Genomic DNA, 14552 nt, shown 5'->3' with positions numbered 1-14552 from the left:
CATACTGAACTGGAGAAACAACAATGTTACATATCAAAAGCATACCTGCATTTAACGATAATTACATCTGGCTGATTCAAAATAACCAGAACTTGTGTGCCGTTGTCGATCCAGGTGATGCTGAACCGGTGATCGAATATCTAGAAGCCAATCAACTTGAGTTAGTGACGATATTGATTACCCATCACCACTGGGACCATACTGGTGGCATAGAGAAACTGGTAGAAAGGTACCCGACGATCACCGTTCTTGGCCCTGAGAATTCCAATATAGGACAGCTTACTCATCATGTCAGTGAAGGACATCGTATCAACTTGTTCAATGAGGAGTTTTTGGTGCTCAATTTACCAGGCCACACGCTCGATCATATTGGCTATGTGGGCGACGGGAAGCTATTTTGTGGCGATGTTCTGTTCTCTGCGGGTTGTGGGCGCATTTTTGAAGGTACTCCAGAGCAAATGTACAATTCGCTACAAAAACTCACTCTGCTGCCTGAAGAGACGGAAGTGTACTGCACTCACGAATACACACTTAGCAACCTCGCCTTTGCCATGGCCGTAGAGCCCCATAATGAGTTTCTTCATGAGTACAGAGATGGTGCCAATCAAAAACGCGCTAAGGGTTTCCCTACATTGCCAACTACGATTTCCATAGAGAAGCGCATCAATCCATTTTTACGAACTACTCAACAAGAAGTTGTGAGCTCTGTAGCAAACCGAACTGTCAATAATGATCCCCTATCAACTTTTACGGCATTACGTGAGTGGAAAAACGAATTTTAACGTTTTGCTGCTTGTTTGGCCCAATCCGTATTAGTATTATGCACAACCGTTCAAGTTAGAGGTTGTAGCAAACAAAATGCATAAGAAATACAGTTGGGCCTTAGCCCTGTTGCTGGCTGGTTGTCAGATGACACAGCCAGATTCAAGCAACACCACAACAGAGCCCACCAACTCTCCTGCAGAAACAGCAACCACTAATACAACAAAGCCCGTTTCCGTTGACACTCCAACTCCAGCAAAAGCACTAACGCCTCAAGAGCAAGAAGATGTTTGGCAGCGCATCGCTATGCAGCTAAAAATGGAGATTCCTGACAACGCTAAAGTGGACTATTACCGCGAATGGTATATTAAACACCCTAGCCACTTAAGAACAGTCTCACAGCGTGCTCAGCCTTTCCTATATTTGATTACTGAAGAAATAGAAGCACGTAACCTACCATTAGAGCTTGCGTTACTGCCTATTGTCGAAAGTTCCTTTGATGCCTTCGCTTATTCTCATGGCAGCGCCGCAGGATTATGGCAGTTTGTCCCAGCAACAGGAAAAGCGTTCGGTCTAGACCAAACCTACTGGTATGACGGTCGTCGTGACGTTACCGCATCGACTCAAGCCGCTTTAGATTACCTGACTCAGTTGAACAAACGTTTTGACGGCAACTGGAATCATGCGATCGCGGCCTATAACAGTGGTGGTGGTCGAGTAAACAGTGCGATTCGAAAAAATCGTAACTTAGGCAAGCCTACGGACTTTTTCTCTCTCGATTTACCGAAAGAAACCAGTAGCTATGTCCCTAAGTTGCTGGCTCTAGCTGATGTTCTGGCTAACAAAGAAAAGTATGGTGTCGACATTCCACCAATTGCAAACAAGCCTGTATTGGAATTGGTCGACCCTAATGAACAGCTCGACCTCGCAATTGCAGCCAAATATGCCGGCATTTCGATTAAGGAACTGCAAAGTTATAACCCTGCATACAACCAATGGGCAACAGCACCAGATGGCCCTCAGACGCTACTGCTACCCATCGAGACTTTAGATAAGTTCCGCTTCGAACTGGAACAGAATCGTGGTAAAGGGATGCGCCTTGTGCGTTATAAAGTAAAGTCAGGTGACTCATTGAGTGTTATTGCACGAAACCATCAGACAACGACGCAAGTAATTCGCAGTGCGAATGGGTTAAAAGGCAATAATATTCGCGCAGGCCAGTATCTTCTTGTTCCGACATCAACCAAAGATGAATCAACCTATTCACTAAGCGCTGCAAACCGCTTGGCAAAAACACAATCGACATCTCGTGGTAACTATAAAGTGACCCACAAAGTTGCCAGTGGTGACAGTTTGTGGTCGATTGCCAGAGCAAATAAAGTTTCTCACCAATCGTTGGCAAAATGGAACGGTATGGGTCCTCGTGACACCCTGAGAGTAGGACAAGAGCTCGTTATCTGGAAAAATGCTAGCGATGGCGCGATTATCCGCACCGTTTTCTACTCTGTAAGAAGTGGGGATACCATTAGCGGTATTGCACAGAAATTCAAAGTACGTACTAACGATGTTGTTAAGTGGAACGACCTTCAGAAGCAGAAATATCTTAAGCCGGGTCAAAAACTGAAACTCTACGTTGATGTCACCAAAACCAGTGCTTAGTTCTAATTAGAAAAGCGGCGAATACGCCGCTTTTTCTTTGTCTGAACACTTCATTAATTCAATTATTTAGAGGCAATCTTAAACTCAGCAAGCAGAGGGTTATGATCAGAGGCATCAGATTCAGGAACGCGCTGCCCTGTTAACTCCATTCCTCGATAAAAGATGTGATCCAAAGGTAAACCGGTGATAAATCGCTTACGGTTATCACGTTGAAATTCGACCTCTTTAATGTGGTATTTATGTAGGGCTTGCTTTAACGCGGAGAGTCGCGATTCACTCCAACTATTGAAGTCGCCTGCTATTAGCAAGGGCCCCTGATGCTTCTCAAGTACTTGCTTAAAGGACTCAAGTTGCTGCCTATACTCTTCTGTTCCTATCGTAAAGTTCACAGAGTGCAGATTCACACTGATTAGGGTTTGTCCATTCGTCAGTGCGTATTCCGCATACAGGCCTGATTTAGGTAATCTTAGCCAAGGTTCGGTTTGCAAATTCGCGCAAGCGATTGAAGGCATGGCACGGCTTAAATTGAGCACGCCAGAAGAGATATCAAATGCTTTGAATGCACTAACTTGATTACTCCCCCAATCCGAGCGTTGCAGCCAATCTAAAAATGTATCATCAAGGCTGGCTTCTTGAAGTAGGACCAATTGTCGGTCTTCGGACAGACGAGTAAGTTCGGGCAATAAGTTTTCGCGATTTTGCTTGTAGATATTCCAAACCAGAATATTCAATTGCCCGGACTCGTCCAACGCAACTGGATGGTCATTGCGGTAACACTTTAGCTCCGTTTGAACTTGGCTATCCTTTATACTGGTAATTTCTGGTGTTTCCCGCACGGTAAATACCGTTTGAAAACCACCCACTGTCATTCCTGCAATAGCGACACCAGTAAGCAGTACCCACTTTAACTTCATAACACCTCTTCTCTAAAACGAAAAAGGAGCAGTTACCTACTCCTTTATGATTCTTTGAGATTCGACTTAGATAGCGTCTTCATCTTCTTCGCCAGTACGAATTCGTACCACACGTTCGATATCCGTGATGAAAATCTTACCATCACCAATTTTACCCGTTTGAGCGGTCTCAATGATGGTCTCCACACATTGATCAGCCACGTCACTTGATACGACAATTTCCAATTTTACTTTTGGTAAAAAGTCGACCATGTATTCGGCACCACGGTAAAGCTCAGTGTGACCTTTCTGGCGACCAAAACCTTTTACTTCAGATACGGTCATACCTGTAATGCCCACTTCTGCCAATGCTTCACGGACGTCATCAAGTTTGAATGGTTTGATAATCGCTTCAATCTTTTTCATGTTCTTCCCTTAAACCTCATTGATTGACACCATTATCTGGCAGGCTGCGCCAACAATCAACGAAAACAAAAAACCCGAAGGCAATCTTCGGGTCTCTTAATAGTAAATCGATAATGCGATTATTTCAGACTAGCGTAATAAGCAGCAACATTGGCAATATCTTCGTCACTCAGCATTGATGCCTGAGCTTGCATGACAGCAGCCAAACCGCCCGTACGTTCTTTGTTCTTGTACGCTTTGATAGAAGTAGCTAAGTACTGCTCGTTTTGTCCCTTAAGGTTTGGGTAACCTGGAATAACTGCGATGCCATCAGCACCATGACAAGCGGCACAAATCGCTGCTTTCGCCTTACCAGCTTCAATGTCAGCGGCCATCGCCGTACCACTCAATAGGCCTGCAGCCAATACTGCACCAATTACCATATTTTTCATTGCTTTACCTTCTGTGTATTTCCATATAAGCCAGATAACAGCGTGTACTCTAGTTTGCGCTTTGCCATTTCTGGCGCTTTATTATTGTATACGATTGTGACATGAAATGTGGTCACTTGTCCCATACAAGTTCACAATCTGAACCATAAAATGCTTTATCTACAAATAAGTTACCAACAGCAACGACCTTGTCACCCTGCATTAGAATAGGAATTCTACGTCGCTGCCAGCTGGGTATTTTCAGCTCTTGAAACAGTTTTTTTAACTTACGAGATCCTGCTCGTCCATGCGGGTAAGCACTTAAGCCTTCAGGGTTAAAAATAACTTTCAACGAACCACTCAACGTTTGGCGATCCAGTGTCACCTTTGCATCTTTGCTCGGTGACACCAACTTTAATACGCCTAAGTTATCCGGCAACACTAACGTGTCATTATCTGGCCATGATTGTTGCCAATCGCTGACATCTTCACGAGCTTCAACCCAATATAAATGCCCCTGAGCACGTCTAATTGCTCCACCAGCCAAATTCATTTCTGGGTTAGCATCTTGCTTAGCTAGTGCCACTTCTTGCCAAATGTTGCGCAGCTGAACCTCTGTAGGCATCAACGAAGTATTAGCTTCTAACCACAGTCTAAGCAGTTGTTCTCTCTTTAAAATAGAGTGCGATGACATAGTGGAAATGTTCAGACCTAGAAACTCACCCATACATACTTCAAGTTCAGGCAACAGTAACTCTTTAAGTAGCCGTTCTTGTTTCGCACATAAGCGCGCACTGCGACTTGCAGCCTGAGCAAAACTAGGCCAGCGCTGATTCAATACGGGTAAGACAGTTTGACGAAGAAAATTACGGTCGAATCGAGTGTCTGTATTACTTTCATCCTCGACCCATTTTAATTGCTCATGCTGCGCATAGAGCTCAATATCCTGTCGTGCAGTATTCAAAAGTGGACGAACTAACTTACCCAAGCCAAAGTCCATTGAAGAGGCCATTGAAGAGAGTCCTTTCGGACCGCTACCACGTTTTAAGGCCAGCAGCATGGTCTCAGCTTGATCATCAAGGTGTTGACCCGTAAGTAAAATGTCGCCGCTCTGAATATGTTGACCCAGTGCCTGATACCGAGCTTGACGCGCTGACTGCTCAAGGCTTTCGCCTGAACCTTGCGACAATGTTACGCGCTCACACGCAAACTCAACGGCCTCTTCTTGAGCCCAACGCTCGCATTGGGCTTGCCATTCATCCGCATTATCGCTTAGTCCATGGTGCACATGTACCGCTAAACAAGCCTTCGAATGCTGTTTGCTATACCTTGCTGCCAATCTAAGCAGTACACGCGAATCCACCCCACCACTAAATCCAACAATGATCTTACCGTGCATCAATTGCTGTTCATCAAGCACTTGAGAAAATTGCTGGTACAGAGTCATGGTTTCTTCCTAGGTTAAATAAAAAAAGGCGAGCATCTCGCTCGCCTTATTATATAAACAGTTTCTACTTAGCAGTAGCCATAACTCATCAAACGTTGATAACGACGCTCAAGTAAGTTGTCATCATCTAACTGATCGAGTTCTTCTAATTGGCGTAGCAATGTCGCTTTCATATTAGCAGCCATTTGCACCGCATCACGATGAGCGCCGCCTAATGGCTCTTCAATGATTTCATCAATAAGCTCAAGCTCTTTTAATCGAGGTGCAACCAGTCCCATCGCTTCCGCTGCTTGCGGCGCTTTATCTGAGTCACGCCACAAAATCGATGCACAGCCTTCAGGTGAGATGACGGAATACGTTGAGTATTGCAGCATGTTCACGTAATCGCCGACACCAATAGCTAAAGCACCACCAGAGCCGCCTTCACCGACAACGTTACATATGACTGGCACTTTTAGGCCAGCCATGACTTTAAGGTTCATCGCAATCGCTTCTGATTGACCACGCTCTTCCGCACCAACCCCTGGGTAAGCACCCGCTGTATCGATGAAAGTGATGATTGGCATGTTAAAACGCTCTGCCATTCTCATCAAACGAAGTGCTTTACGGTAACCTTCTGGTTTTGGCATACCAAAGTTACGCTTCACTTTCTCTTTTGTTTCGCGGCCTTTTTGGTGACCAATGATCATAACCGGACGACCATCTAGGCGAGCCATCCCACCAACAATAGCTTTATCGTCCGCAAACGCGCGATCGCCAGCTAGTTCGTCAAACTCAGTAAATACATGCTCTACATAGTCAAGCGTGTATGGACGCTGTGGGTGACGCGCAAGCTGTGCCACTTGCCATGCACCAAGATCACTAAAGATTTTTTTCTTAAGCTCTAAGCTCTTTTTCTCTAGTTGTTCAATTTCTTTATCTAAGTCAATTGCACTATCACCACCGTGACGAGAAACGTCACGCAATGCTTCGATTTTTGCTTCTAGTTCGGCAATTGGCTTTTCAAATTCAAGAAAGTTCAAGCTCATCTGTGAATCCTTTTCGATTCAGCCCCAAGTCTTTTGCTCTGGGACTCAATTAGTTAAATTCGAGTTCAACCTGGTCTTTACCAAGTAACTGCTGTAATTCTTCTAGTAACGCATCATTCGGCGTTACACGCCATTCTGTTCCTAGCGTAAGTTTTGCGCGTGCATCGGCACGCTGGTAGTAAATATTAACAGGTACTGTCCCAGCTTTGTGTGGGGTTAATATTTCTGTGAAGCGCTGGTAAAAGCGCTCATCTATTTGTTGCTCTAACAACGAAATGGATACGCCTCGTGTAAATTTCTCACGAGCGCTACCTAAATCTAAAACTTCGCGGCCAGACATTTTAAGGCCACCGTTGAAGTCATCAAAGCTGACCTGTCCAGAAACGACCACTATTTTATCTTTTTCTAACAATTCAGCATATTTATCTAGCGCATCTGAGAACAACATCACTTCCATACGACCACTTCGGTCATCCAAAGTCATCAGTCCAATACGTGTTCCACGCTTAGTTGTCATTACGCGAGCAGCAATCACCAAGCCTGCGACCGTTAACGATTGATCGCGCCTTGTTGGTGTTGCGTCTTTTAGTCGACAACTGGTGTATTTGGTAAGTTCCTTAAGATAGGCGTTTATTGGGTGCCCCGTCAAATAAAGCCCCAAAGTTTCTCGCTCACCTTCTAACCACACCTTTTCTGGCCATGGTGGAACTTGAGTATATTTATGCTCCACATCTTCCGGCGCATCAGTCAATACACCAAACATGTCTGCCTGACCAAAGGCTTCAGCCTGATGGTGTTGGCTCGCCGCTTTAACCGCATCGTTCAGTGATGCCATCATCGCCGCTCGGTGTGGACCAAGTCGGTCAAGCGCACCGGACATAATAAGCTTCTCAATTACGCGCTTGTTGACTTTCTTGATGTCAATGCGAGCACAGAAGTCGAATAAATCTCGGAAGTGACCACCTTTATTGCGAGCTTCGATAATGACATCAATAGGACCTTCACCGACCCCTTTGATCGCACCAATACCATAAACGATCGCCCCCTCTTCGTTAACATTGAAGCGGAACAAACCCGCATTAATATCAGGTGGCAATACTTTGAGCTTCATACGGAAGCATTCATCCACAAGGCCAACGACTTTCTCTGTATTATCCATATCGGCGGTCATAACCGCTGCCATAAACTCAGCCGGGTAATGGGTTTTCAGCCAGAGCGTTTGATATGAGACCAGTGCATATGCCGCTGAGTGAGATTTGTTAAAGCCATAACCCGCGAACTTTTCTACCAAGTCAAAGATCTTCATGGCGAGTTCGCCATCAACGCCGTTGTTTATCGCCCCTTCTTCAAAGACAGCACGCTGCTTAGCCATCTCCTCCGGCTTTTTCTTACCCATTGCACGACGCAGCATATCCGCACCACCCAGCGTATAGCCCGCTAGGATCTGTGCAATTTGCATAACCTGTTCTTGGTAAAGAATGATGCCGTACGTAGGCTCTAGAGTCTCTTTTAGAGATTCATGTTGCCACGTTTCATCTGGGTACGAGACCGCCTCTCGCCCGTGCTTACGGTCGATGAAGTTATCAACCATGCCTGATTGCAATGGGCCTGGACGGAATAGCGCCACCAATGCAATGATATCTTCAAAACAGTCCGGCTGTAGACGCTTGATAAGCTCTTTCATACCTCGTGATTCCAACTGGAATACCGCGGTGGTTTCAGAATTCTGTAACAGTTGGAATGAAGCCGAGTCATCAAGTGGTATTGATTCAATTCGTACCGGGTCTTTACCCTCTCTTTCGAGTCGAGGGTTAATCAGTCCAAGCGCCCAATCGATAATCGTTAATGTTCTCAGACCCAAAAAGTCGAATTTAACCAAGCCTGCCGTTTCAACATCATTCTTATCAAACTGAGTAACAGGGAAATGGCCTTCAGAGTCAGCATAAATCGGTGCAAAATCAGTAATCGTAGTCGGTGAAATTACTACCCCACCCGCGTGTTTACCGGCATTTCGAGTACACCCTTCCAATATGCGGCACATATCGATGAGGTCACGAACTTCTTCATCGCCGTCATAAAGCTGTGGCAATGCGGGCTCTGCCTTGAAGGCTTTTTCTAGCGTCATGCCAGGATCAGCTGGAATCAGTTTTGATATGCGGTCAACGAAACCAAACGGGTGACCCAATACACGCCCCACATCACGAATAACCGCTTTCGCAGCCATAGTACCGAAGGTAATGATCTGCGATACCGCATCCCGACCGTACATCTCGGCAACGTGATCAATCACTTGGTCACGTTTATCCATACAGAAATCGACATCGAAATCGGGCATGGAGACACGTTCAGGGTTCAAGAATCGCTCAAAAAGAAGATCGTATTCAAGCGGATCAAGATCGGTGATTTTAAGAGCATAGGCCACCAATGAACCAGCACCTGAACCACGCCCAGGTCCCACTGGAATCGCATTATCTTTCGACCACTGGATGAACTCCATAACGATCAAGAAGTAACCCGGGAATCCCATTTGGTTGATAACATCAAGTTCAATTTGTAGTCGGTCATCATACTCAGGGCGTCGTTCTGCTCGCACCACTTCATCTGGGAACAAAAACTCCAAACGTTCCTCAAGACCTTCTCTTGATTTCATCACCAAGAAATCGGTCTCTTTCATACCTTCAGTCGGGAAAGCTGGCAGGAAATATTCACCAAGGCGTACGGTCACGTTACAGCGCTTTGCAATTTCTACTGAGTTCTGAAGCGCTTCTGGGATGTCCGCAAACAGCTCACACATATCTTCTTCGCTGCGAAGATATTGCTGAGCACTATACTTTTTAGGACGTTTAGGATCATCAAGCGTGTAGCCATCATGGATCGCGACACGAATTTCATGAGCATCAAATAGTTCTTTGTCGACAAACACGACCTCATTGGTCGCGACAACCGGAAGATCGAGCTCCTCGGCCAACTCTACGGCAAAATGTAGGTAACTTTCTTCGTCAGGTCGTCCGGTACGAATCAGTTCTAAATAGTAGCGATCTGGAAAATGCGTCTGAAAGAACAGAGCGCACTGCTTGGCAAGTGTTATATTGCCTTTTAATAGCGCTTTACCTACGTCACCCTCTTTCGCTCCAGAAAGAATGATAAGCCCTTCAGATAACTCGACTAACCACGCTTTGTCAATCACAGGTTGATGTTGGATATGGCCTCGAAGGTATGCTTTTGAGATAAGCAAGGTCAGATTGTTGTAACCAGTATTATCCGCTGCCAAGACTGTAATGCGTGTTAACTCATCTCCAAATTCGTCAGACTGAACGGCAAAGTCAGCACCAATCAGCGGTTTAATCCCTGAGGAGTGCGCGTTACCATAAAATTTCACTAACCCACACAGGTTGGTGAAATCAGTCAGTGCCATTGCAGGCATACCCATCTCTGCCACTTTTTTTACTAATGGTGGCACCTTCGACAGGCCATCGATCATAGAAAAGTCACTGTGAACTCGAAGGTGTATAAACTTGGGGTCTGACATAATAAATCCTAAATTGCCATGACGATTATTTGGCGAATCATAATTTAACGAATCGTAGTATCACGATCCTTAAAACGACTAATGCGAGCTAGTCTTCAATACCTAATGCGCGTTTGACTGGCTTGAAACTTTTGCGATGCTCTGCAATGACGCCATACTGCTCAATGGCTTCAAAATGCGCTTTCGTTGGATAGCCTTTATGTTTAGCAAAACCAAATTGCGGATGTTGCTGATCAAGCTCTTCCATCTCTTGGTCGCGAACGACTTTAGCGATAATCGATGCTGCACTGATTTCTGCGACACGTAAGTCTCCCTTGACAACCGCTTGAGCATCCATTGGTAACGTTGGCGTTCGGTTGCCGTCAATAAGTACCATATCAGGTTGCACTTGCAGTCCGGCGACCGCACGCTGCATTGCTACCATAGTCGCTTGTAGGATGTTTAACTCATCGATTTCTGTTGGAGAACATCGCCCCACCGCCCATGCCAACGCTTTTTCTTTTATCTCAGGATAAAGGGCAAGTCGTTTCTTCTCGGAAAGTTTCTTTGAATCATTCAATCCTTCAATTGGATTATTAGGGTCCAAAATAACCGCGGCTGTGACGACATCACCCACTAAGGGGCCTCGACCTACCTCATCCACACCGGCAACTAGTGAGTAACCTTGCGGATAATCAAAGGGAGGCAACTCAGCACTTTTTTTCTTCGTTGTCATAACTTTCCAATTAGATTTAACACTGCATTTGCCGCTTGTTTATCGGCATCTTTACGAATCCAGTGGTGCATTTCCGTGAATTTGGCAATCACCGCACTGTTGTCACTATTAAGAAGCTTAGTGAGCTCATTGTACAAGTTTTCCGGCGTACAAGCTTCTAACAGAAACTCTTTTACTATCTCATCATCGGCGAGAATATTCGGTAAGGAAACGTATTTGGTCTTCACTAAACGTTTGGCCAGAAATGCGGTTATTGCATTCATTTTATAACCAACTACCATTGGTCTTTTAAGTAGCATGCACTCTAAAGCTACGGTACCAGACGCCAATAATACTACATCTGCTGCAGTAATAACGTTACGTGCGGTATCTTGAACAATGTGAAACTCAAGCTGAGGTGCAATGTGCTGCCAAGCTTCAATAAACTGCTGTTTACGCTTTTCGTTGACCGCTGCTACCACAAAACCGAGATTTGGGTCGTCTTGATGCAGTTTCACACAGGTTTCAATAAACGGTTGTGAAAGCATCTTCAACTCGTTGCCACGACTACCAGGTAATACCGCTAGCCACTTTTTATCAGGTGCTAACCCTAAAAGCTCGCGAGCTTGTTGTGCATTCGATTTTAGAGGGATGGCATCAGCCAACGTATGGCCGACAAACTCACAAGGAACTTGGAATTTGTCATAGAAGGCTTTTTCAAATGGCAAGAAAGCAAGTACTAGGTTAGTAGCCTCTGCGATTTTATGAATGCGCTTTTGTCTCCACGCCCAGACAGAAGGACTGACATAGTGAACCGTTTTTGTTCCGGCTTGTTTAAGGTCCAGTTCGAGGCGCAGGTTAAAATCAGGAGCATCTATACCGACAAACACATCAACCGGGTTTTGGGTAAAGTATTTCACCAACTCTGATTTAACATGTAACAGTCGTCTCAAGCGCCCAAGAACTTCTACCAACCCCATGACCGCAAGCTCTTCCATGTCGAAAAGAGACTCGCAACCTTGAGCAATCATTTTTGGGCCACCGATACCAACAAACTCGGCATCTGGGTACTGTTGCTTTATTGCTTTGATGAAGCCCTCTCCCAGAGTATCTCCGGAAAGTTCGCCAGCTACGATACCAATTCGCAATGGTCGTTCCATTACCAGTCCTTATTTTCGCCAAGTTTCTCGAATACCATAAAACAGAAAAAGACCGCTAACTGATTAGCGATCTTTTTGTACTTGCGTCACCAACGTTAGCGGATGATGCCACGCTCGGAGCTTTCCAAAATATCCACAAAACGCTGAACTGATGTCCACTCTTGCGCCATTTCCTCCAGCACAGGCTTTACCTCTGCCAGTGTCTTGCCGGAACGGTAAATCTCTTTGTACGCTTTTTGCAAAGCACGTAACTCTGGCTTCTCGAAACCGTTACGCTTTAGTCCAACCAAATTAAGACCAAACGGCGTTGCATGGTTGCCTTGCGCTAGAACGTAAGGTGGCACATCTTGTACCACTGCTGAACAACCACCAACATAAGCGAATGCGCCAACTGTGCAGAATGGGTGGATCGCCGACAACGCCATAACCCCAGCATGATCACCAACCGTTACATGACCACCGAGAATAGCATTGTTGCCAATGTGTGTGTGGTTGCCCACAATCACATCATGCGCTATATGAGCATTCACACAAAGAAGGTTGTCATTACCGACTACTGTCTGAGTCTTATCTTGAACAGTACCACGATGAATTTGTACACTCTCGCGGATGACATTTCGGTCACCAACTACAACTCGCGTATCTTCACCACCGTATTTCTTATCTTGGTTTTCTTCACCAATGATCGCTTGAGGAAATACTCGGTTGTCGTTACCTATTGTCGTATGACCTTTAATAACAACATGCGACATAATCTCATTGTTCTCACCAATTGTGATATCACCTGAGATATAGGTAAAAGGGCCTACTGTTGTATTAGCACCGATAGTGACGTTACCTTCGATAACGGCACTAGGGTGAATCTTAGCGGTTTCATGAATCATATTAAAACTCTCGACGAGCACACTTTAGCTCAGCAGAACAAACAACCTCACCATCAACCTTTGCCACGCCGTTGAAGGCAGCGATACCACGACGTTCCTTGATGAATTCCACTTCAATAATCAATTGATCACCTGGTACAACTGGTTTGCGGAACTTCGCTTTATCGACACTCGCAAAGTAGTACAGCTCATTGCCTTTTGGCGCACCAAACGATTTAAATGCTAATAGACCCGTCGCTTGAGCCATAGCTTCTAAAATCAACACGCCAGGAAATACAGGTAACTGTGGGAAATGCCCTGTAAATTGCGGTTCATTTACAGACACATTTTTAATGGCGGTTAGATACTTTTCTTCTTGATAATCGGTAACGCGATCGATCAACAGAAACGGATAGCGATGAGGAAGCAGTTCCTGGATCTCAGTGATTGTCATTTTTTTTGTATCAGTGCTCAAAGTAAAAATCCTATTATCAATTCTTTTTCTAACTAGGGGCATTATATACCCAAATGCCACTAAGTGTCAGTTCGGGGGAGCATTGCTCAACCTAGCGTTATCTGACACACATAAAAAGACTCGCCTAAGCGAGCCTTCATTTTTAAGCCACAGAAATTAATCTTCTGTTTGCTCTAGCAGTTTCTCAACTGCTTTAAGGCGCTTGTTCATCTCATCGATACGATGGACTCGAGTAGCCGTTTTGCGCCACTCTTTGTTGGTTTGCAGCGGAATACCTGATGAGTAGATGCCCTTTTCTGGCAAGCTACGCATAACCATTCCCATACCTGTAACAATAACACCATCAGCAATTTCGATATGTCCATTGAGAACACTCGCACCACCAATTTGGCAGTATTTACCGATTTTGGTGCTACCAGCAACAACAGTACCACCAGCCATTGCTGTGCCATATCCGATGTGCACGTTATGAGCAATTTGCATCTGGTTATCGATGATCACATTGTCTTCGATGATGGTGTCGTCCAGCGCACCACGGTCGATAGTGGTACAAGCACCAATTTCTACACGATTTCCAATTCGCACGGTACCGACTTGAGGAATTTTGACCCACTCGCCTTTTTCATTAGCGTAGCCAAAACCATCAGAACCAATGACAGTACTTGACTGCACTAAACAATCGTCACCAAGCACTACATCATGATAAATAGAAACATTAGCCCAAAGCTTAGTATTGCGACCTAGCTTAGCGCCCTTTCCGATAAAGCAACCTGCGCCGACAATTACGTTGTCGCCAAGTTCTGCTCCGGCTTCAATCACAGCATTGGCGCCTACGGATACATTCTCACCCAAGCTTGCCTCTGACGAGACTACGGCACTTGGCGCAATACCAGATGCCGCAGGGGCTGGAGTCGTATCTAACGCTTGGGCGACTTTAGCATAGGCCACATAAGGATCAACAACAACTAGAGCATTGGTTTTGCAATGCTCTAACTCACTGGTTTTCACCATAATTGCCGATGCTTGGCATTCACTAAGATGCTTCGCGTATTTTACATTGGTGAGGAAAGTAATTTGTCCCTCACCTGCGCTGTTCATAGGCGCTACCGCACTTATTAGCGTGTTCTCATCACCATGGATCTCGCCACCAGTAATCTCCGCTAATTGTGCTAACGTCAATGCTGTCATGTCTAACCTACTGCAATA

Annotated in this window: 13 protein-coding genes; 2 read left to right on the top strand and 11 right to left on the bottom strand. The window is 45.3% G+C overall.

The features are described 5' to 3' along the window. Window positions 1–23: 23 nt before the first annotated feature. Together gloB and AWH66_RS10315 are read left to right on the top strand one after the other, a co-directional pair. The gene (gloB, locus tag AWH66_RS10320) at window positions 24–782 is read left to right on the top strand and encodes a hydroxyacylglutathione hydrolase (protein WP_063604056.1); all 759 of its coding nucleotides are present in this window, start codon (window positions 24–26) and stop codon (window positions 780–782) included. A 76-nt stretch (window positions 783–858) separates the two neighbouring features. Continuing rightward, complete coding sequence (locus AWH66_RS10315) at window positions 859–2421, top strand: LysM peptidoglycan-binding domain-containing protein (RefSeq protein ID WP_063604055.1); 1563 nt, start codon at window positions 859–861, stop codon at window positions 2419–2421. A 62-nt stretch (window positions 2422–2483) separates the two neighbouring features. Here the strand turns inward: AWH66_RS10315 and AWH66_RS10310 are convergent, their stop codons facing one another. The 11 genes from AWH66_RS10310 to lpxD form a co-directional block, all read right to left on the bottom strand. Beyond that, window positions 2484–3335, bottom strand: coding sequence for an endonuclease/exonuclease/phosphatase family protein (locus tag AWH66_RS10310; RefSeq protein ID WP_063604054.1), 852 nt, complete (start codon window positions 3333–3335; stop codon window positions 2484–2486). A gap of 66 nt (window positions 3336–3401) precedes the next feature. Then, on the bottom strand, window positions 3402–3740 hold the full coding sequence (gene glnB / locus AWH66_RS10305; RefSeq protein WP_031495634.1) for a nitrogen regulatory protein P-II: 339 nt from the start codon (window positions 3738–3740) through the stop codon (window positions 3402–3404). Window positions 3741–3859: 119 nt separating this feature from the next. Continuing rightward, entirely contained in the window at window positions 3860–4171 is a 312-nt protein-coding gene (locus AWH66_RS10300; RefSeq protein WP_031495636.1) for a c-type cytochrome, read from the bottom strand. Window positions 4172–4283: 112 nt separating this feature from the next. Further along, window positions 4284–5597, bottom strand: coding sequence for a tRNA lysidine(34) synthetase TilS (gene tilS / locus AWH66_RS10295; protein ID WP_063604053.1), 1314 nt, complete (start codon window positions 5595–5597; stop codon window positions 4284–4286). 68 nt (window positions 5598–5665) lie between these two features. Continuing rightward, window positions 5666–6625, bottom strand: a complete 960-nt coding sequence (gene accA / locus AWH66_RS10290; protein ID WP_006075352.1) for an acetyl-CoA carboxylase carboxyl transferase subunit alpha — start codon at window positions 6623–6625, stop codon at window positions 5666–5668. 49 nt (window positions 6626–6674) lie between these two features. Further along, a complete protein-coding gene (gene dnaE / locus AWH66_RS10285) occupies window positions 6675–10154 on the bottom strand; it encodes a DNA polymerase III subunit alpha (RefSeq protein ID WP_063604052.1) in 3480 nt (1159 codons plus the stop codon). A gap of 88 nt (window positions 10155–10242) precedes the next feature. Continuing rightward, window positions 10243–10869: a ribonuclease HII gene (gene rnhB / locus AWH66_RS10280; protein ID WP_063604051.1), complete on the bottom strand. Its 627-nt coding sequence runs from the start codon at window positions 10867–10869 to the stop codon at window positions 10243–10245. Next, entirely contained in the window at window positions 10866–12008 is a 1143-nt protein-coding gene (gene lpxB / locus AWH66_RS10275) for a lipid-A-disaccharide synthase (protein ID WP_063604050.1), read from the bottom strand. Before lpxB ends, rnhB begins: the two co-directional genes overlap by 4 nt. A 95-nt stretch (window positions 12009–12103) precedes the next feature. Continuing rightward, window positions 12104–12892 (bottom strand): acyl-ACP--UDP-N-acetylglucosamine O-acyltransferase, encoded by a 789-nt coding sequence (lpxA, locus tag AWH66_RS10270; RefSeq protein WP_063604049.1) that lies wholly within the window; start codon window positions 12890–12892, stop codon window positions 12104–12106. 1 nt (window position 12893) lies between these two features. After that, a complete protein-coding gene (fabZ, locus tag AWH66_RS10265; protein ID WP_420882863.1) occupies window positions 12894–13325 on the bottom strand; it encodes a 3-hydroxyacyl-ACP dehydratase FabZ in 432 nt (143 codons plus the stop codon). A 177-nt stretch (window positions 13326–13502) separates the two neighbouring features. Then, the gene (lpxD, locus tag AWH66_RS10260) at window positions 13503–14534 is read right to left on the bottom strand and encodes a UDP-3-O-(3-hydroxymyristoyl)glucosamine N-acyltransferase (protein ID WP_063604047.1); all 1032 of its coding nucleotides are present in this window, start codon (window positions 14532–14534) and stop codon (window positions 13503–13505) included. Window positions 14535–14552: the final 18 nt, after the last annotated feature.

It is taken from the genome of Vibrio barjaei (assembly GCF_001639065.2).
Classification (GTDB): domain Bacteria; phylum Pseudomonadota; class Gammaproteobacteria; order Enterobacterales; family Vibrionaceae; genus Vibrio; species Vibrio barjaei.
This window is presented reverse-complemented; position numbering and strand designations above follow the sequence as displayed.

Coding starts and splice junctions, on each gene's coding strand:
- accA (WP_006075352.1), bottom strand. CDS start 6,625: ATGAGCTTGAACTTTCTTGAATTTGAAAAGCCAATTGCCGAACTAGAA.
- AWH66_RS10315 (WP_063604055.1), top strand. CDS start 859: ATGCATAAGAAATACAGTTGGGCCTTAGCCCTGTTGCTGGCTGGTTGT.
- fabZ (WP_420882863.1), bottom strand. CDS start 13,325: ATGACAATCACTGAGATCCAGGAACTGCTTCCTCATCGCTATCCGTTT.
- rnhB (WP_063604051.1), bottom strand. CDS start 10,869: ATGACAACGAAGAAAAAAAGTGCTGAGTTGCCTCCCTTTGATTATCCG.
- tilS (WP_063604053.1), bottom strand. CDS start 5,597: ATGACTCTGTACCAGCAATTTTCTCAAGTGCTTGATGAACAGCAATTG.
- gloB (WP_063604056.1), top strand. CDS start 24: ATGTTACATATCAAAAGCATACCTGCATTTAACGATAATTACATCTGG.
- AWH66_RS10310 (WP_063604054.1), bottom strand. CDS start 3,335: ATGAAGTTAAAGTGGGTACTGCTTACTGGTGTCGCTATTGCAGGAATG.
- dnaE (WP_063604052.1), bottom strand. CDS start 10,154: ATGTCAGACCCCAAGTTTATACACCTTCGAGTTCACAGTGACTTTTCT.
- lpxB (WP_063604050.1), bottom strand. CDS start 12,008: ATGGAACGACCATTGCGAATTGGTATCGTAGCTGGCGAACTTTCCGGA.
- lpxA (WP_063604049.1), bottom strand. CDS start 12,892: ATGATTCATGAAACCGCTAAGATTCACCCTAGTGCCGTTATCGAAGGT.
- AWH66_RS10300 (WP_031495636.1), bottom strand. CDS start 4,171: ATGAAAAATATGGTAATTGGTGCAGTATTGGCTGCAGGCCTATTGAGT.
- glnB (WP_031495634.1), bottom strand. CDS start 3,740: ATGAAAAAGATTGAAGCGATTATCAAACCATTCAAACTTGATGACGTC.
- lpxD (WP_063604047.1), bottom strand. CDS start 14,534: ATGACAGCATTGACGTTAGCACAATTAGCGGAGATTACTGGTGGCGAG.